The sequence below is a fragment of the Paenibacillus rubinfantis genome (genome assembly GCF_001486505.1).
Lineage (GTDB): Bacteria > Bacillota > Bacilli > Paenibacillales > Paenibacillaceae > Fontibacillus > Fontibacillus rubinfantis.
Genome location: NZ_LN909066.1, coordinates 169488 through 186906, shown reverse-complemented (window position 1 = coordinate 186906; position 17419 = coordinate 169488). Strand labels below are relative to the sequence as shown.

At 52.4% G+C, this 17419-nt stretch carries 16 protein-coding genes; 13 read left to right on the top strand and 3 right to left on the bottom strand.

Annotation, left to right across the window (positions count from 1 at the left end; translation table 11 throughout):
- Positions 1 to 129: 129 nt before the first annotated feature.
- The 12 genes from rimO to pduL all read left to right on the top strand — a co-directional run bounded on the left by rimO (position 130) and on the right by pduL (position 14484).
- Entirely contained in the window at positions 130 to 1458 is a 1329-nt protein-coding gene (rimO, locus tag BN3277_RS18395; protein WP_059045226.1) for a 30S ribosomal protein S12 methylthiotransferase RimO, read from the top strand.
- Positions 1455 to 2042: a CDP-diacylglycerol--glycerol-3-phosphate 3-phosphatidyltransferase gene (pgsA, locus tag BN3277_RS18390; RefSeq protein WP_059045223.1), complete on the top strand. Its 588-nt coding sequence runs from the start codon at positions 1455 to 1457 to the stop codon at positions 2040 to 2042. The genes rimO and pgsA overlap by 4 nt, the downstream gene beginning before the upstream one ends.
- A 46-nt stretch (positions 2043 to 2088) precedes the next feature.
- Entirely contained in the window at positions 2089 to 3339 is a 1251-nt protein-coding gene (locus BN3277_RS18385; protein WP_059045221.1) for a competence/damage-inducible protein A, read from the top strand.
- Positions 3340 to 4670: 1331 nt separating this feature from the next.
- The gene (gene recA / locus BN3277_RS18380; protein ID WP_059045220.1) at positions 4671 to 5732 is read left to right on the top strand and encodes a recombinase RecA; all 1062 of its coding nucleotides are present in this window, start codon (positions 4671 to 4673) and stop codon (positions 5730 to 5732) included.
- A gap of 113 nt (positions 5733 to 5845) precedes the next feature.
- Entirely contained in the window at positions 5846 to 6709 is an 864-nt protein-coding gene (locus BN3277_RS18375) for a regulatory protein RecX (RefSeq protein WP_082691521.1), read from the top strand.
- Positions 6710 to 7029: 320 nt separating this feature from the next.
- The gene (gene rny, locus BN3277_RS18370; RefSeq protein ID WP_059045218.1) at positions 7030 to 8571 is read left to right on the top strand and encodes a ribonuclease Y; all 1542 of its coding nucleotides are present in this window, start codon (positions 7030 to 7032) and stop codon (positions 8569 to 8571) included.
- Between the two features lie 102 nt (positions 8572 to 8673).
- On the top strand, positions 8674 to 9468 hold the full coding sequence (locus BN3277_RS18365) for a TIGR00282 family metallophosphoesterase (protein WP_089153376.1): 795 nt from the start codon (positions 8674 to 8676) through the stop codon (positions 9466 to 9468).
- Between the two features lie 165 nt (positions 9469 to 9633).
- The gene (locus BN3277_RS18360) at positions 9634 to 9894 is read left to right on the top strand and encodes a stage V sporulation protein S (protein ID WP_006286829.1); all 261 of its coding nucleotides are present in this window, start codon (positions 9634 to 9636) and stop codon (positions 9892 to 9894) included.
- Positions 9895 to 9982: 88 nt separating this feature from the next.
- Positions 9983 to 10936 (top strand): dipeptidase, encoded by a 954-nt coding sequence (locus BN3277_RS18355; protein WP_059045216.1) that lies wholly within the window; start codon positions 9983 to 9985, stop codon positions 10934 to 10936.
- 226 nt (positions 10937 to 11162) lie between these two features.
- Positions 11163 to 12938 (top strand): 2-oxoacid:acceptor oxidoreductase subunit alpha, encoded by a 1776-nt coding sequence (locus tag BN3277_RS18350; protein WP_059045215.1) that lies wholly within the window; start codon positions 11163 to 11165, stop codon positions 12936 to 12938.
- Positions 12925 to 13791: a 2-oxoacid:ferredoxin oxidoreductase subunit beta gene (locus BN3277_RS18345; protein WP_059045214.1), complete on the top strand. Its 867-nt coding sequence runs from the start codon at positions 12925 to 12927 to the stop codon at positions 13789 to 13791. Before BN3277_RS18350 ends, BN3277_RS18345 begins: the two co-directional genes overlap by 14 nt.
- Before the next feature lie 120 nt (positions 13792 to 13911).
- On the top strand, positions 13912 to 14484 hold the full coding sequence (pduL, locus tag BN3277_RS18340; RefSeq protein WP_059045213.1) for a phosphate propanoyltransferase: 573 nt from the start codon (positions 13912 to 13914) through the stop codon (positions 14482 to 14484).
- 83 nt (positions 14485 to 14567) lie between these two features.
- Here the strand turns inward: pduL and spoVAD are convergent, their stop codons facing one another.
- The 3 genes from spoVAD to BN3277_RS18325 are packed head-to-tail and all read right to left on the bottom strand — an operon-like array spanning position 14568 to position 16935.
- The gene (gene spoVAD, locus BN3277_RS18335) at positions 14568 to 15572 is read right to left on the bottom strand and encodes a stage V sporulation protein AD (protein ID WP_059045212.1); all 1005 of its coding nucleotides are present in this window, start codon (positions 15570 to 15572) and stop codon (positions 14568 to 14570) included.
- Between the two features lies 1 nt (position 15573).
- Positions 15574 to 16062 (bottom strand): stage V sporulation protein AC, encoded by a 489-nt coding sequence (gene spoVAC, locus BN3277_RS18330; RefSeq protein ID WP_059045211.1) that lies wholly within the window; start codon positions 16060 to 16062, stop codon positions 15574 to 15576.
- Between the two features lie 12 nt (positions 16063 to 16074).
- Positions 16075 to 16935: a DUF421 domain-containing protein gene (locus BN3277_RS18325; RefSeq protein ID WP_059045210.1), complete on the bottom strand. Its 861-nt coding sequence runs from the start codon at positions 16933 to 16935 to the stop codon at positions 16075 to 16077.
- 172 nt (positions 16936 to 17107) lie between these two features.
- On the opposite strand from BN3277_RS18325, the gene BN3277_RS18320 reads away from it, so the two are divergent.
- Entirely contained in the window at positions 17108 to 17314 is a 207-nt protein-coding gene (locus BN3277_RS18320; protein ID WP_059045209.1) for a DUF1657 domain-containing protein, read from the top strand.
- Positions 17315 to 17419 lie beyond the last annotated feature (105 nt).

Genomic DNA, 17419 nt, shown 5'->3' with positions numbered 1-17419 from the left:
CGCTGTGTTGGGCTGCGGAGGCCATTTTCATATTTTTGACAGCATCGGTGCTGGAATATTATACTTGTAGAGGTTGTTCATCCTTAGAATGACGGGAATTTTGGCTTTCAACGATGGGGGAAATGGTTCATGACTGAAAAGGTAAAAATCGTGACGCTCGGCTGCGAGAAAAATTTGGTTGACTCGGAAATTATGTCGGGTTTAATTGATCAGCGCGGCTATTCCTTGGTGGATCATCGCGAGGACGCGACCGTTATTATCGTCAACACCTGCGGCTTTATCGATGCGGCGAAGGAGGAGTCGGTGAATACGATCCTGGAGCTCGCCGATCTAAAGGAAAGCGGCCGGCTGAAGGCGCTGATCGTATCCGGGTGTTTGACGCAGCGATATAAGCAGACTTTGATGGAGGAAATGCCGGAAATCGACGGGATCGTTGGGACGGGGGATTTTCACCATATCAACCGTATCGTCGATGAAGCGCTCAAGGGCAAGAAGCCGGCGTTGGTTGGCAACCCTGTCTTTAATTATGAGCAGGCGCTGCCGCGCAAGCTGACTACGGCCCGATACACGACTTATGTGAAGATCGCCGAAGGCTGCGATAACAATTGTACGTTCTGCAGCATTCCGATCATGCGCGGGAAGTTCCGCAGCCGCTCGATGGAATCGATCCTGGACGAAGTGCGGAGCATGGCCGCCCAGGGGGTCAAGGAAATCAGCTTGATTGCTCAGGATTCCACCAATTATGGTACCGATTTGTACGGCGAGTTTAAGCTGGCGGAGCTGATGGACCGGGTGACTCAGGTGGAAGGCATTGAATGGGTGCGTCTGCATTACGCGTATCCCGGATTTTTTACGGACGAGCTGATCGACATGATGGCGACGAATCCGAAAATTTGCAAATACGTGGATATGCCGCTTCAGCATAGCGAGGACTCGATCCTGAAGCGTATGCGCCGTCCCGGACGGAATCGCGATATTCGAGAACTGGTGGCTAAGATCCGCGCCCGGATTCCTAATGTTTCGCTGCGCACTTCCTTGATCGTGGGGTTCCCAGGGGAAACCGAGGAGGACTTTGAACGGTTATGCGAGTTTGTGCGCGAGCTGAAATTTGACCGCCTTGGGGTATTTACCTATTCCAAGGAAGAGGATACCCCTGCTTCGCGCTTACCGGATCAGGTAGATGAGGATGTGAAGGAATGGCGGGCCAATACGCTGATGGAGATTCAACGGGAGGTTGCCAACGCGAACAGCGGCAAGTACATCGGCCAAGAGCTGGACGTGCTGATCGAACGTTATGACGGCCGCAGCGACGTTTACGTGGGCCGCTCTCAGTTCGACGCTCCGGAAATCGACGGCGAGGTTTTCGTCACGAATTGCCCCGTAGGGCTCGGGGAACTGACCAAAGTGCGGATTACGCATGCATTTGACTATGATTTATCCGGGGAGGCTATCCTGTGAATTTGCCCAACCGTATCACATTAACCCGTATTTTTATGATTCCGGTGATGCTGGTCTTCTTGCTGGTGGATGCCGGGTGGCTGTCCTATGAGCTTACGCTCGCCGAATACTCGCTGCCGATCAATCAGCTGATCGCTGCCGTGTTGTTTATCGTCGCGGCTAGCACGGATGGAATCGACGGCTACATCGCACGTAAATATAACCTGGTCACGAATTTAGGCAAGCTGCTGGATCCGCTCGCGGATAAGCTGCTTGTCGGAACGGTGCTGATCGGCCTTGTGTCCTTGGGCAAATGCGATGCCTGGATCGCGGTTATCATCATCGCCCGCGAGTTCGCTGTGACCGGTTTGCGTGAGGTTGCGCTCTTGGAGGGCTCCGTGATCGCGGCCAGCAAATGGGGCAAGGCGAAGACAATTACGCAGATCATCGCGATTTCGGCGCTGCTGCTGAACAATTTTCCGTTCGAATGGCTGTCGTTCCCGTTTGACGATGTAGCGATGTGGCTGGCGGCCGTCATCACGCTGTATTCAGGCATCGATTATTTCGTGAAAAATAAGAGCGTGCTTTCTTTTTCCAAAGCATAAACTGATGTGGGTTGGTCGGCCGGAAATGTGAAGGAGGCATGCGAAAATGAAAGCGGAAATTATCGCGGTGGGTACGGAGCTGCTGCTCGGTCAAATCGTGAACACGAATGCGCAATACTTATCTCAGGAGCTTGCTGCGCTGGGGATCGACGTCTATTTTCAAACCGTGGTTGGCGATAATATGAATCGATTGGCCGAAGCGGTGAGGACGGCGTCGGGGCGCGCAGACGTGCTGATCTTTACCGGCGGGATTGGTCCGACACAGGACGATCTAACCAAGGAAGCGTTGGCTGACGTGTTGGGACGAACCTTATTTATCGATCCGGAAGCGTTGGCGAACGTGGAGCGCTTCTTTCAAGGGCGCGGGGTCCCGATGACGGAGAATAACCGCCGCCAGGCGCTGGCGATTGAAGGGGGCACCCCGCTTCCGAATGATAACGGCCTGGCCGTGGGTAATGCGCTGGCTGTGGACGGCAAGTTTTATATCGTACTACCGGGGCCGCCGAAGGAAATGAAGCCGATGTTTGAACAACAAGCGAAGCCTTGGATTCTGGAGCATGTGTTGACCGGCGAGATGCCGATCTATTCGCGGATGCTGAAATTTGCCGGGATTGGCGAATCAGCGTTGGAAACAAAGCTGCTTGACCTGATTCAGGCTCAAAGCGATCCTACCGTGGCGCCCTATGCGAAGGAAGGCGAGGTCACGATTCGTGTTTCCACCAAGGCGGCTAGTGAGCAGGATGCGGCGGTGAGGCTGGATGCGATGGAAGGCGAGATTGCCTCGCGGCTGCCGGAGCATTTGTACGCCAACGTGGATGAGCCTATCGAGAAGACAATTCTTGATATGATGGTTGCACGCGGTCTGACGCTGAGCGCGGCTGAAAGCTGCACCGGCGGGCTGCTCATGGAGATGTTCACCGCGCTGCCCGGCAGCTCGGCTGTGTTCGCCGGCGGGATCGTGTGTTACTCCAATGAGATGAAGGAGAAGCTGTTGAACGTGCCGCATGACCTGCTGGAAGGCGAGGGCGCCCCCGGCGCGGTCAGCGCGGAAACGGCCAAGGTCCTGGCGGAGCAAGTGCGCCTGACCGTGGGCACCGACTTCGGCCTATCCATCACCGGGGTGGCAGGTCCCGCGCATTCTGAGCGAAAACCCGTGGGCCTCGTGTATATCGCGATCTCGCGCCGCGGAGCGGACACCACCGTCTTTGAGCTGAACCTCAAGGGCAACCGCGAGATGATCCGTCTGCGCGCGGCGAAGGCGCTGTTGTACCGGTTGTGGAGAGCGTTGCAGGAGTAGTGGCAGGTCCAGTGGTAGTCTAGTGTCTCAGAGGCTCCTTTTAGCCTTTATCCCTTTCAATCAGAAGTGAGGGGATGCTCTTGGGATACTCTTCAGCAATACGCTAGGAATGTCCATTCGCAGGCCCTTGCACTTTGGAAGATAATGACATATAATCAAGGCACGGAAGAACCGTAGCAAACTGTTTCAGTTGTGCTGCGGTTCTTTTTTTTGTTGTATGTGTAGTTGAGTAACTGCGGGGAGGGATGAGGAGGGGGAAAGGTAAGTAGGTAAGTAGGTAAGTAGGTAAGTAGGTCAGTAAGTAAGTAAGTAAGTAAGTAAGTAAGTAAGTGAGTAAGTGAGTAAGTGAGTGAGTGAGTGAGTAAGTGAGTGAGTGAGTAAGTGAGTAAGTAAGTGAGTAATCAAGTGCCTAAGTTAGCCAGTAAGCCAATAAGCCAATAAGTAAGCAGTCAATAAAAAGTAGCCAAGAAACCAAGAAACCAAGAAACCAAGTAATCAAGAAACCAAGAAACAAAGTAATCAAGTAATCAAGTAATCAAGTAATCAAGTCAAACCGGGAAAGCAACTAAGTAGAACGTGAAAAGTAACTATGCAAGTAACTAAATAAGAACCGGGTAAGTATCATAGAAGCAAGTAAGTAACTAAATAAGAACCAGGTAAGTAAACAAGCAAGTAAATCTGGAAGTAGCAAGTAGGTGGCAATCGTTTGGCTCGGTGTGGTATGCGCGAGAATGGTGGGACATGAATCTATTCGAAAAATCATATATAATGGTGCTCAGTGAGAACAAATTTGCTTGATATGTATGAAAAATCGAATACATTTGTGCTCTGGAGTGACTATATCAGCAAATCTATATGAAAAATCGAATATATTCCGCGATTCTAGCCATTTTCGACGAAATATATATGAAATTTCATACATATCACAATAAGGTAGCCCGTCGGTGAGCGCATTTCCGAAGGAAACGGCGTTTGGAGGTGGAGAAAGCGCGCCAGCACCGAAAAGCGTTCCATACTCCAAAGTGAGCGAATCCCCGCAGGGGAGAGCGTCTAGGAGCGCCTTAGTCGCAGCAACGTTCGTCCAACTAGAGATCCCAAGGGCAGCGGGCCTTGGGGGCCCTCCCTTACGGTAAAGGAAGGTTTGGGAGGGTTGAGTCTTGGTTTGGAAGGGTCTCGAAAATTTACGAATGTATGTTCGAAAAAACGCTTGGCAAACATACCAAAACAAGGTACAATGATATACGTGAGAAGTAACAAATGGCCATGAATAATTATGAAATTATGCAATTTAAGTACCTAATGATTATATCTAATTTAAGGATGTGAGCTGATTGTCAGATCGTAAAGCAGCGCTGGAGATGGCGCTTCGCCAAATAGAAAAGCAATTCGGTAAAGGTTCGATCATGAAGCTGGGAGAATCAACGCATATGCAGGTGGAGATCGTTCCAAGCGGATCGATCGCACTGGATATCGCCCTTGGTACGGGGGGCCTTCCTCGCGGACGGATCATCGAAGTGTACGGACCGGAATCCTCCGGTAAAACGACGGTAGCGCTGCACGCAATCGCCGAAGTACAGAAAATCGGCGGACAAGCTGCCTTCATCGACGCCGAGCATGCGCTGGACCCGTCTTACGCCAGCAAGCTGGGCGTAAACATCGACGAACTCCTGTTGTCCCAGCCGGATACAGGAGAACAAGCGTTGGAGATCGCGGAAGCGCTCGTTCGCAGCGGCGCGGTCGATATCATCGTTATCGACTCCGTTGCGGCACTGGTGCCTAAAGCGGAGATCGAAGGCGAAATGGGGGACTCCCATGTTGGTTTGCAGGCCCGCCTGATGTCCCAAGCGCTGCGGAAGCTGTCCGGGGCCATCAGCAAGTCGAAGACGATTGCGATCTTCATCAACCAGCTGCGTGAGAAAGTTGGCGTGATGTTCGGTAACCCGGAGACGACGCCAGGTGGACGCGCGCTGAAATTCTATTCGACGGTTCGTTTGGACGTACGCCGCATCGAGACCATTAAGATGGGCAACGACATGGTGGGGAACCGGACGCGGATCAAGGTTGTCAAGAACAAGGTTGCGCCTCCTTTCAAACAAGCTGAAATCGACATTATGTACGGTGAAGGCATTTCCAAAGAAGGCAGCATTATCGACATCGGGACGGAGCTGGACATCGTGGATAAGAGCGGTGCCTGGTATTCGTATTCCGGCGAACGCCTTGGTCAAGGCCGGGAGAACGCGAAGCAATTCTTGAAGGAGCATCCGGAGATCTCGAATACGATCGAGCAGAGAATCCGCGAAGCCAGCAATCTGACCACATCGGTAGCTCCGGCTTCCGCCAGCGATCTGGAAGCGGAGCTGGAGGAAGAACAAGCGCTGTTCGGAGAAGAATAAGTTCATTAAGCCGTAACTATCAAGCGCTCTGACCGCCGGCAAACCGCCGGGGCAGGGCGCTTTTGCAGTATCGGGGAATGCGCCGAGATTAGGCAGAAGCGGAGGGACAGGATGTGAGCAGTTGGGGAACATCGCGGGGGAAGGATGCGCGGAGAGGAACCGGATCTACCTCCGGCAAGCGCAGCGAGGACGAGATTGTTGATATTTCCGACGAGTCGTTTTGGGAGCCGGTGCCGCGAAAGGTCAGCCGGGATCCGGAGGGGACGGAAGCGTCCCAAACGGAGGAACCCTCCGGCTTGGACGCCTTTCCCGAGGATACTGAGCTGGCGATTACGTCCGTAATGATGCTGAAGCGACCGAAGTATCGTTATCGGATTTCTTTTGGCACGTATTCACTGGAGATACATGAGGACGTGATGATCAAGTACCGCATGATCAAAGGTGCGGTATTCACGAAGATAGATTTGGAGGAAATTGTAGCGGCAGACGAGCGCCAGCAGAGTTATGCCGACGCGTTGAAATATTTAAGCTTGAAGCCGCGAACGACTTATGAAATCGCACAGCGTTTGGGAGAAAAAGGCTGGGGCGAGGAGACGATCCAGGACGTTCTTGCCCGTTTGCAGTCGGAGGGGTATGTGGATGACGCCGCCTACGCCCAGGAATGGGCCTCTCAACGTGTGAAGCTGCGCGGGAAGGGTAAGCTGTGGGTCAAGCATGAACTGCGCCAGAAAGGCGTGTCCAAGTCGTATATCGAGGAGGCGCTTGGCGAAGTTAGTGAGGATGATGAGTTTGAGAGCGCCCTCCAGCTAGGGTTGAAGAAATGGCGGGGAACTACGGGGGAACCGCTGGACCGAAAACGCAAAACCGGAGCATTCCTGCAACGCCGAGGGTTTAGCGGCAGCGTTGTGTCCCGGGTCATGCGGGAACTTGGTAACCGGGAGCAAATGCATGGAATGGACGATTGGGACGAAGAATAAGAGGACGGGAGGGAACTCCTGTCATTTGCTTGACAATATCTTTTGTCAAATAATAAAATGAACATGAATCCATATCTTGAATGGCCCTTTTTTTCCTTCCAAAATTATGGGTCTGAGGATAGGGTTTATGTTCTCCAATCATGAAGGCAAAGTGCCTCCGCTTCTGAACGCGGAAGGGTCATGCATTGCAGCATGAACTGCTGAACTGAATGGGCAAGTCATGAATTTTTTGTATGAATGATGAACCTAGAAACGAAAAGTTACTACAACTGCAAACATCCCAAGGAATGCCTTGGAGGAAACAACGGGGAGGTGAACAGATGCCTGAGTATGTCTGGATCATTCTCGTTGCAGCCGCTTTATTCTTTGGGTTCGTGATCGGGTATTTTATTCGCAAGTCTCTTGCCGAAGCTAAAATTTCCAGTGCAGAGCACGCAGCCAGCCAAATCTTGGAGAATGCCAAGAAGGATGCGGAAGCACTGAAAAAGGAAACGGTTCTGGAAGCCAAGGACGAAGTCCATAAGCTTAGAACCGAAGCTGATAAAGACATTCGTGAACGTCGGAATGAAATACAACGACAAGAAAGACGATTGTTGCAAAAAGAAGAGTCGCTGGATAAAAAATTAGAATCGCTTGAACGTAAAGAAGAGCAAGTGGTCAGCAAAGAGAAACGGATCGAAGAAACGCAGCAGCAAATCGACTTAATCTACAAGAGCCAAGTTCAAGAACTGGAGCGGATTTCCAACCTCACGATGGAAGATGCCCGTTCGATCATTTTGAATAACGTGGAGCAGGAAGTTCGCCATGAAACCGCGCAGATGATTAAAGACATTGAACAGCAAGCGAAGGAAGAAGCGGATAAGAAATCCCGCGAGATTATTACGCTGGCAATTCAACGTTGCGCTGCCGATCATGTGGCGGAAACGACGGTTTCCGTCGTAACGCTGCCGAACGAAGAGATGAAAGGACGGATTATCGGCCGCGAAGGCCGGAATATCCGAGCGCTCGAAACCTTGACTGGGATCGATCTTATTATCGACGATACGCCGGAAGCGGTGATTCTGTCGGGCTTTGACCCGATTCGCCGCGAAATCGCCCGGACTGCCTTGGAGAAATTGGTGGCGGACGGACGGATTCATCCGGCTCGGATCGAAGAAATGGTCGAGAAATCCCGCAGGGAAGTGGACGAACGCATCCGCGAATACGGCGAGCAGGCTACGTTCGAAGTGGGCGTACATGCACTGCATCCGGATTTGATCAAAATTTTGGGACGTCTCAAGTTCCGGACAAGCTACGGTCAAAACGTTCTGAAGCACTCGATGGAAGTCGCTTATCTGGCTGGATTGATGGCTGGAGAGCTAGGCGAAGACATCGCTCTTGCCAAACGGGCAGGCTTGCTGCACGATATCGGTAAAGCGCTTGATCATGAAGTGGAAGGGTCTCATGTCGAAATCGGCGTGGAGTTGGCGAAGAAGTACAAGGAACATCCGGTGGTTATCAACAGCATTGCCTCTCACCACGGCGATTGCGAAGCCACCTCTGTCATTGCCATGCTGGTTGGCGCGGCCGATGCATTGTCGGCGGCAAGACCGGGCGCGCGTCGGGAAACGCTCGAAACCTACATTCGTCGGTTGGAGAAGCTCGAGGAAATTTCCGAGTCGTTTGAAGGCGTCGAGAAATCGTTTGCCATTCAGGCGGGCCGCGAGGTGCGCGTGATGGTACAGCCGGACAAAATCGACGACGCAGAAGCATTCCGCTTGGCGCGTGACATTACCAAGACGATTGAAAGTGAACTGGATTATCCGGGTCATATCAAAGTGACCGTCATCCGCGAGACGCGGGCGGTTGAATACGCCAAGTAAAGGTTATGCTGAGAAGTGGCCCCTCGCGGGCCGCTTTTTCATTGCCTGGACGACCCCAAGTCTCAAGCGGGCTTGAGGTGATTAGTCAGAGGAGGGATCCGCATTAAAGTTCTGTTTATCGGAGATATCGTCGGAAATACGGGGCGCAAGGCGCTGAAAGCAACGCTGCCCCATTTGAAATCAAAATATAACCCGCATATCATCATCGCTAATGGGGAGAACGCTGCGGCGGGCCGGGGGATTAACGCCAACATTGCCAAAGAGTTTTTTGATCAAGGCATTCATGGCCTAACGATGGGCAACCATACATGGGATAACAAAGAGATCTTCGACTTCATCGATGATGAGCCGCGGATGGTGCGACCGGCCAATTATCCGCCGGGAACGCCGGGGCGGGGGGTTACGGTGATCAAAGCAGGCGGCAAGGAGCTGGCCGTGGTGAATTTGATGGGTCGCACTTTCCTGCCGGCGATTGATGATCCCTTCCGGGCGGCGGATGAAATCATCGGACAGTTGTCAAAGAAGCACAAATGCATCCTGGTGGACTTCCATGCTGAAGCAACTTCCGAAAAAATCGCCATGGGCTGGCACCTGGACGGCCGCGCATCGCTTGTGGTTGGGACGCATACCCACGTACAAAGCAACGATGATACGATCCTGCCGCAGGGAACGGCGTACTTGACCGATGCCGGTATGGTGGGCTCCCGCGAAGGGATTCTGGGCATGGAGCGTACGGCGGTGTTGCGCAAGTTCACGACCCAGCTTCCCGTGCGGTTTCAAGTCTGCGAAGGGAAATGGCATTTTCACGCGGTGATCGTGGATGTGGATGAATCTACAGGCAAAGCGCAGAAAATTCAAAAAATTCGCTTGCTCGAGGACGAATGGCTGATGGACTAAAGAGGCGGAAAGCGATTTCGCCAAAATAGGGTAAAACGCCCGGAAGTCCGTAGGATCAAGGCCTCCCGAAACTTCTCCTCCGGGAAAAAGAAGGAATATCCCGAATTCTCACGAATATCTTCTAAGTAGTGGAATCCAACGAATATTCCCAGGGAGGTACTAACCATGGAAGTATTAAAGGTTTCAGCAAAATCCAACCCCAACTCCGTTGCCGGTGCGTTGGCTGGCGTCCTCAGAGAACGTGGCGCTGCTGAACTACAGGCCATTGGGGCGGGTGCTCTTAACCAAGCCATCAAAGCCGTTGCGATCGCCCGGGGATTCGTCGCGCCAAGCGGCGTGGACTTGATTTGCATTCCAGCCTTTACCGACATCGTGATCGATGGCGAGGATCGAACCGCAATTAAACTGATCGTAGAGCCGAGATAAAATTTCGATAGAAATGACGCCTGTTTACGCTCCCGTAGACAGGCTTTTTTGTTTTTTCGGCAAATGATTAGGAAGAGGAGGAAAGGTCATGAAGATGCCGATCATCGATTTTCATTGTGACGCCTTAAGCAAAATGCTGCTGGATCCGAAGCTGGACTTTGCCCGGGATCGCCGATTGGACGTGAATCTGCGCCGTTTGGAGGACGGTGGGGTGAAGCTGCAAACCTTTGCGATATTTCTATCCGAACGTCTGGGTCCCCCCAAAATGGAACATATCTTGGGGCAAATCGAGTTGTTTCGGGAACGGGTTCTCCCGCTAGGCGTGCTCCCTGTGCAGTCCGTCGAGGACTTGAATACTCTGGAGCAAGGAGAGGCGATCGGGGGGCTGTTGTCTCTTGAAGGGGCGGACGGGCTGGAAGGCAACTTGCATTATGTCCGCGTATGTTATGAGAAAGGCGTCCGATTTCTCGGATTAACCTGGAACTATGCCAACTGGGCCGCCGATGGGATCATGGAGCCGCGAAACGGCGGGTTTACCCCCGCGGGGGTAGAGTTGGTCCAATTATGCCATGAGCTCGGCATCATTTTGGATGTCTCGCATTTGTCGGTCAAGGGATTCTGGGAATTGCAAGAACTCGCGGAGGTTGCCGGGAAGCCGTTTATCGCTTCGCATTCCAACGCCTATCACGTTTGCCCGCATGCACGGAACCTTCGCGACGATCAGATTCAAGCGATCATCAAGCTCGGTGGGAGAATTGGGGTGACCTTTGTGCCGTGGTTCGTCAAAGCAGGCAAAAGTGGGTCCAGCCGGGATCTCTTACCGCATATTGAGCGGATTTGCTCGCTGGGGGGAGCAGCCAACCTGATGTTTGGGTCTGATTTCGACGGGATTGAAACCCATCTGACCGACTTTAAGCATTCGGGACATTACACGAATTGGCAGGAAACGCTGTTGAAATATTACCCGGAGGAGCTCGTCCGCGGATGGTTGTACGACAACGCAGCCGCATTCCTGCGCGCTTGGTTGCCCTCTCACAAGTAAGCGCTTTAATTCATCCAATTGTGAGAACGAATTGATCGAAAACTACTATATGAAAAAAGGCTAGAAAACGCTTGCTTTTTACCAGGTTGAGACATAAAATTGACATGACTCTGAAACAGAATGTTCACAAACAACAGGCCGGAATGTGACCTCTTGCACGTTAACATTCAAACTGCATTGATATTCTATTTTTTCCATTGCGATACGATTAAAGGGGTGGGCGATCTTGATTAGTCAATTGTCTTGGAAGATCGGTGGACAGCAGGGCGAGGGCGTTGAAAGTACGGACCGGATTTTTTCGACGGCTTTGAACCGGCTGGGATATTATTTGTACGGGTATCGGCATTTCTCCTCCCGTATCAAAGGCGGTCATACGAATAACAAAATCCGGATCAGTACCAAGCCGATTCGCGCGATTTCCGACGACTTGGACATTTTAGTCGCTTTTGACCAAGAAAGTATCGACTTGAATGCGCAGGAGCTGCGCAGCGGCGGGGTAATCGTGGCGGATGCCAAGTTTAACCCTACGGTGCCGGAGGGCGTGGATGCTCGTCTGTTCCCGGTGCCGATTACCAGCATCGCTGAAGAGCTTGGAACTTCGCTGATGAAGAACATGGTGGCTTCCGGTGCATCCTGGGCGCTGCTCGGTCTTCCGCTTGAAGTGTTCAATAAAGCGGTGGAAGAAGAATTCGGTCGTAAAGGACCAGCGATTGTCGAGAAAAATATCGAAGCGGTAAAACGCGGCGCGGATTATGTGCTTGAGCTCGCCGGAGGTCCATTGGACGAATTCAAGCTGGAGCCGGCTGACGGCAAGGAAAAGCTCTTCATGATCGGTAACGATGCGATCGGCCTAGGTGCCGTAGCCGCAGGTTGCCGGATTATGAGTGCATACCCGATTACACCTGCTTCTGAAATTATGGAATATTTAATTAAGAAATTACCGAAATTTGGCGGTACGGTTGTTCAAACGGAAGATGAAATCGCGGCGATTACGATGGCGATCGGTTCGAGTTATGCGGGGGTTCGTACGATGACCGCCTCGGCTGGACCTGGATTGTCGCTGATGATGGAAGCGATTGGCCTGGCCGGCATGACCGAAACGCCGGTTGTCATCATCGATACACAGCGCGGCGGTCCAAGCACTGGGTTGCCGACCAAGCAGGAGCAAAGCGACATCAATGCGCTGATCTATGGTACACACGGGGAAATCCCGAAAATCGTGATTGCGCCAAGTTCCATCGAAGAATGTTTCTATGATACGGTGGAGGCGTTTAATTTGGCCGAGAAATATCAAGTGCCCGTGATCGTAGCGACGGATCTGCAATTATCCCTTGGGAAGCAATCATGCGAAATGCTGGATTATAGCAAAGTATCGATTGATCGCGGCTATCTCGTGAAGGATATTCCGGACCGCGACGATTCGAGTATGTTTAACCGCTATGCCTTTACGGAGAACGGCATCTCCCCACGGGTGCTGCCAGGTGAGAAGAACGGTATTCACCATGTAACCGGCGTAGAGCATGACGAGTCCGGCCGTCCTTCGGAAAGTCCGGTGAACCGGAACAAAATGATGGATAAGCGTCTGCGCAAGCTGGCTCAGCTGGAAGTAACCAACCCGATTCGCCTGCAAGCTCCGCATGCTGAACCGGATCTGCTGATCATCGGCATGGGGTCAACGGGCGGAACGATTGATCAAGCTCGCGAACACCTGACCGTGGACGGGTTAAAAACCAACCACATGACCGTGCGGCTGATGCATCCGTTCCCAACGGAGCAAGTGCTGCCGCAAATCGCGAAAGCGAAGAAAGTGGTTGTTCTGGAGAACAACGCCACCGGCCAATTGGCGAATTTGATTAAACAAAATGTCGGCTATCACGACAAAATCGTGAATGTGCTGAAATATAACGGTAATCCGTTCCTTCCATCGGAAGTCTATGAAGAGTGCAAGAAGGCAGCCGGGAATAAAGCGCAGGAGGAGTTGGTGAAAAATGGCAACGTTTAAAGAGTTCCGTAACAACGTTAAACCTAACTGGTGTCCGGGCTGCGGCGATTTCTCCATTCAAGCCGCCATCCAACGCGCCGCGGCGAATGTGGGTCTCGAACCGGAGCAACTCGCCGTTATTTCCGGGATCGGCTGCTCCGGCCGGATCTCTGGTTATATCAACGCCTACGGCTTGCACGGGATTCACGGCCGTGCGCTTCCGATCGCTCAAGGTGTGAAGTTGGCCAACCGCGATCTGACAGTGATCGCATCCGGCGGCGACGGTGATGGATTTGCGATCGGGATGGGCCATACGGTGCACGCGATTCGCCGGAACATCAACGTCACCTACATCGTCATGGACAACCAGATCTACGGGTTGACCAAAGGGCAAACCTCCCCGCGCAGCGGCGAAGGCTTCAAGACGAAGAGCACGCCGGAAGGTTCGGTGGAATCGACCCTGTCGCCGCTCGAAATCGCCTTGGCGTCCGGTGCCACCTTCGTGGCCCAGTCGTTCTCCAGCGATTTGAAGCAGCTGACGTCTCTGATCGAACAAGGGATCCAGCACGAAGGCTTCTCCTTGATTAACGTATTCAGCCCTTGCGTTACCTTCAATAAGGTGAATACGTATGATTGGTTCAAAGAGAACATCATCAATCTGGAAACCGTCCCGGATTATGATCCAAGCAACCGTGCGATGGCCATGGCGAAACTGATGGAGACGAACAGCATGATCACCGGATTGATCTATCAGAACAAAGAGAAGAAGAGCTACGAGGATCTCGTACACGGCTTTAAGAAGGAGCCGCTGGCGTATCAACCGTTGGCCCTCTCCGAAAACGAGTTTGACAATCTTGTAGCAGAATTTAAATAATGAGGTTAAAGGCGTCCATTTCCGGTGGACGTCTTTTCCTTTTTTTTGTTATTAGGTGTATAATGAGTAACGATGTGAATCGTCATCGATATAGAGAATATACGAGGAGTGTTTGTAGACATGAGCAAAACTGTACCTGTCGGCGTATCCGCGCGTCATATCCATTTGACGCAGGAGCATATTGAAATTTTGTTTGGACAAGGCTATCAATTGACGGAATTTAAGCCGCTGTCGCAACCGGGGCAATTTGCCGCGAATGAACAGGTGGCTGTCATTGGATCGAAAGGCCAATTCGACAAAGTCCGCATTTTGGGCCCAGCCCGTCCGGCTTCCCAATTGGAAATTTCCCGCACGGATTCCTTTGCAATTGGCGTTAAAGCGCCGGTTCGCGAATCGGGCAACATTGACGGCACGCCAGGCATCAAGGTGAAAGGTCCTGCCGGGGAGATCGAGTTGGAACAAGGCGTTATCGTAGCTGCCCGCCATATCCACTTCCATACTTCCGATGCGGAGAAATGGGGCATTAAAGACAAGCAACTGTTGAAGGTTCGCTTGGGCGGAGAACGCGGTTTGGTGCTGGAGAACGTGATCGCACGCGTATCCGACAACTTTGCGTTAGATATGCACATCGACACGGATGAAGCGAATGCTGCCGGTGCCAAGACTGGCGATACGGCCGAAATCGTAGAATAATCCGTAACAACAGCGATTATGAATAAAGGGTTTGACCTGCGGCGATCCTCAGCCGGGTCAAGCCCTTTTTGACGTGAAGCGGCTTACGCTTCGATGGATACCGCATGAGCGATGCAAGGAATACTCTCTCCTTGCTGGTAAGAGAGCGGGGAGAGCAACGCCCCGGTAGCGACGACGAGGATTCGCTTCAGCTCGCCGCGTTTCATTCGATTAAGCAGATGGCCGTAGGTAACAACCGCGGAGCAGGCGCAGCCGCTGGCACCGGCTTGGACCTGCTGCGTCTCGTAATCGTAGATCATCATGCCGCAATCCTGATAGGTCGTCTGCTTGATCGGGAAGTTGTGGCGAACGAACAGGTCGTTGGCGATGGCATATCCCACTTTGGACAAGTCCCCGGTCACGATCAGATCGTAGTGGGATGGCTCGATTTGCAAGTCGCGAAAATGGGCCTGGATCGTATCGACGGCCGCCGGCGCCATCGCTGCCCCCATATTAAACGGGTCGGTGATGCCCATATCGATCACCTTGCCGATCGTAGCTGAAGTGACCGATGGACCGTCCCCTTCAGGGGACAATACGGCCGATCCGGATCCGGTGACGGTGAACTGCGCGCTTGGCGGCTTCTGCGATCCGTATTCCGTTGGGTAGCGGAACTGCTTCTCGACGCTGCCGTTGTGGCTGCACGTACCGGCTACAACGTGTTTGGCACCGCCGGAGTTCACGACATATGCGGCCATCGCCAGTGTCTCCATTGAGGTTGAGCAGGCGCCAAACATGCCGATGTACGGAATGCTTAGCGTCCGTGCGGCAAAGCTGTTGCTGATGATCTGGTTCATCAGATCGCCGCCGAAGTAAAACTGGATTTGTTCCTTGGTTAATCCGGCATGTTTGATCGCGAGCTGCGCCGATTCCTCCAGCAGCGTCTTTTCGGCTTTTTCCCAGCTGTCTTGCCCCATATAGAGGTCCGCATGGATAATATCAAAATCCTCGGCGAGCGGACCCTGGCCTTCAAAAGGTCCAACGACGGTGGCAGTGCTGATAATTTTCGGCTTGTTTTCAAATACCCAGCTCTGATGTCCTTTCAGCATATTAATGCCCTCCTCCAGCATATCCCGGGACAAATACGGCATAGATGATCCCGATGATAAAAGCAGCCACCGTCCCGAATACGATCACGGAGCCGGCTAACTGGAACATCCCGGCGCCGACGCCCAGCACCAGGCCTTCCGGACGGTGCTCGATCGCCGTTGAGGCCATCGAGTTGGCAAATCCGGTGACGGGTACGGCTGTGCCCGCTCCGGCCCATTGTGCAATTTTGTCATAGACGCCAAAGCTCGTGAGCAGCACAGAAATAATCACGAGGATGGCGACCATCGGATTGGCGGCCTCTTTTTCGCTCATGTCCGCAAAATGGATAAAGGCCTGTCGGATGCATTCTCCAAGCAGGCAAATCAGTCCGCCGACCCAAAAGGCCCGCAGGCAATTGACGGCCACCGGACGCTTTGGCTCATGAGCATTCGCCAGCCGTTGATATTGCTGCTGCGTCGGGGTCAACTGCTTATTTTTTTTCTTGGCCATGCTCCCATCCTCCTATTGGATTAATAACGGCTTAACTTGGTCTATGACCATCTGCAGGTTCGCTGAGCAATCGCCGTAGAGCTTCTTCGCAGCTTCCTCCTCCGTCGAGAGGGCAAACATCTCCAGATCGGCTTCGCACTTCTTTAACTGGGCCAGCAGAACGGCTTTTTCTTGAGGCTGAGGAACGGTGATTTGATCGTCGTACAAATCGACATAAAACTGTCCATACGCATCAACCTGTCCCAAATTGACGTTATCCAACGAAACACCCAGCTTCTCCAGTTCGGTATTCAGCCATTTTCGGTTAAGTCCCAGCGTAGCGAGCGGCTCGTCCATAATTTTTCCGTCGATAATGACCGTTTCCGGCTCCGGCTCGGGAGCCACCTTGATTCCCAACTGAGAAGGCGTAAGCGGCTGATATTCGTTTTTCAGCATCGCGTTGATTTGGCCATCGGGCTCCATAACCGCAAACTCGACTTCCGCCACTTTGAAAATGCTTTTCTTCCGCAGTTGCTCCATGAGCTCCTCGTTGGTCAGCTTTTCTTTCTTCAGATTATCCTCCAGAATCTTACCGTCCTTAATCAGCACGGTGCTGCTGCTGTCGATCCAATCTCGGGCTTTCTTGCTTTTGAGCTGCAGGTATTCGATGCCCAGTGAGACGAGAAACCAGACGGTGACGGCAATCAGACCCAGATACCAGTCCGTGTTGATATCCAGGGATATATAGGCGGTAATGCTCCCGATCGTAATCCCGGTGATATATTCGAAGAAGGAAAGCTGGGAGATTTGCCTTTTTCCGAGCAGCCGGGTGAGGATGAACAACACGACGACGGCCACCAGCGTTCGGACGATGACTTCCAACCACATCGGCATGGGGAATACTCCTTTCGTAAACTATCCAAGGCGAGATAACCCAATTATGCGCGGAGATGCGTGAATTTACTAAGACAATATGTGGTAGCGAGAAGGAGTGTATGAATCGGTTTTGCGGAGGTGAAATTATGCTTTGTTCACAGCATCATGCAAAACTAAAGGTGGTGAAAGAATGACCGTAGCAGCTCAAGTCAAAACAACCTTGGCTTCTTTAAAAAGCGCGCAAGCGAACCTGGAGCAATTTGCGCTAAGCACGCAAAACCAACAAGCGAAAGACCTGTTTACGCAATGTGCCGAGCAAACCCAGCAGATTGTGACGCAAGTGGAAAGCCGCGTATCGCAGCTGGAAAGCGAAGAACCCCAATACAAGGGATTTTAAAATGAATCCTCGGACCCGGACCCGTTTATGGGAACGGGTCTTTTTGTGTTTCCATCAAACGTTCGTATTGCCATACCTTTTCCCACGGCGGTACGCAGGCGTTTA

Bases quoted from the DNA above. Each gene is read 5' to 3' on its own strand.
- rimO (WP_059045226.1), top strand. From the start codon at position 130: ATGACTGAAAAGGTAAAAATCGTGACGCTCGGCTGCGAGAAAAATTTG.
- BN3277_RS18385 (WP_059045221.1), top strand. From the start codon at position 2,089: ATGAAAGCGGAAATTATCGCGGTGGGTACGGAGCTGCTGCTCGGTCAA.
- rny (WP_059045218.1), top strand. From the start codon at position 7,030: ATGCCTGAGTATGTCTGGATCATTCTCGTTGCAGCCGCTTTATTCTTT.
- BN3277_RS18360 (WP_006286829.1), top strand. From the start codon at position 9,634: ATGGAAGTATTAAAGGTTTCAGCAAAATCCAACCCCAACTCCGTTGCC.
- BN3277_RS18355 (WP_059045216.1), top strand. From the start codon at position 9,983: ATGAAGATGCCGATCATCGATTTTCATTGTGACGCCTTAAGCAAAATG.
- BN3277_RS18345 (WP_059045214.1), top strand. From the start codon at position 12,925: ATGGCAACGTTTAAAGAGTTCCGTAACAACGTTAAACCTAACTGGTGT.
- pduL (WP_059045213.1), top strand. From the start codon at position 13,912: ATGAGCAAAACTGTACCTGTCGGCGTATCCGCGCGTCATATCCATTTG.
- spoVAD (WP_059045212.1), bottom strand. From the start codon at position 15,572: ATGCTGAAAGGACATCAGAGCTGGGTATTTGAAAACAAGCCGAAAATT.
- spoVAC (WP_059045211.1), bottom strand. From the start codon at position 16,062: ATGGCCAAGAAAAAAAATAAGCAGTTGACCCCGACGCAGCAGCAATAT.
- BN3277_RS18325 (WP_059045210.1), bottom strand. From the start codon at position 16,935: ATGCCGATGTGGTTGGAAGTCATCGTCCGAACGCTGGTGGCCGTCGTC.
- BN3277_RS18320 (WP_059045209.1), top strand. From the start codon at position 17,108: ATGACCGTAGCAGCTCAAGTCAAAACAACCTTGGCTTCTTTAAAAAGC.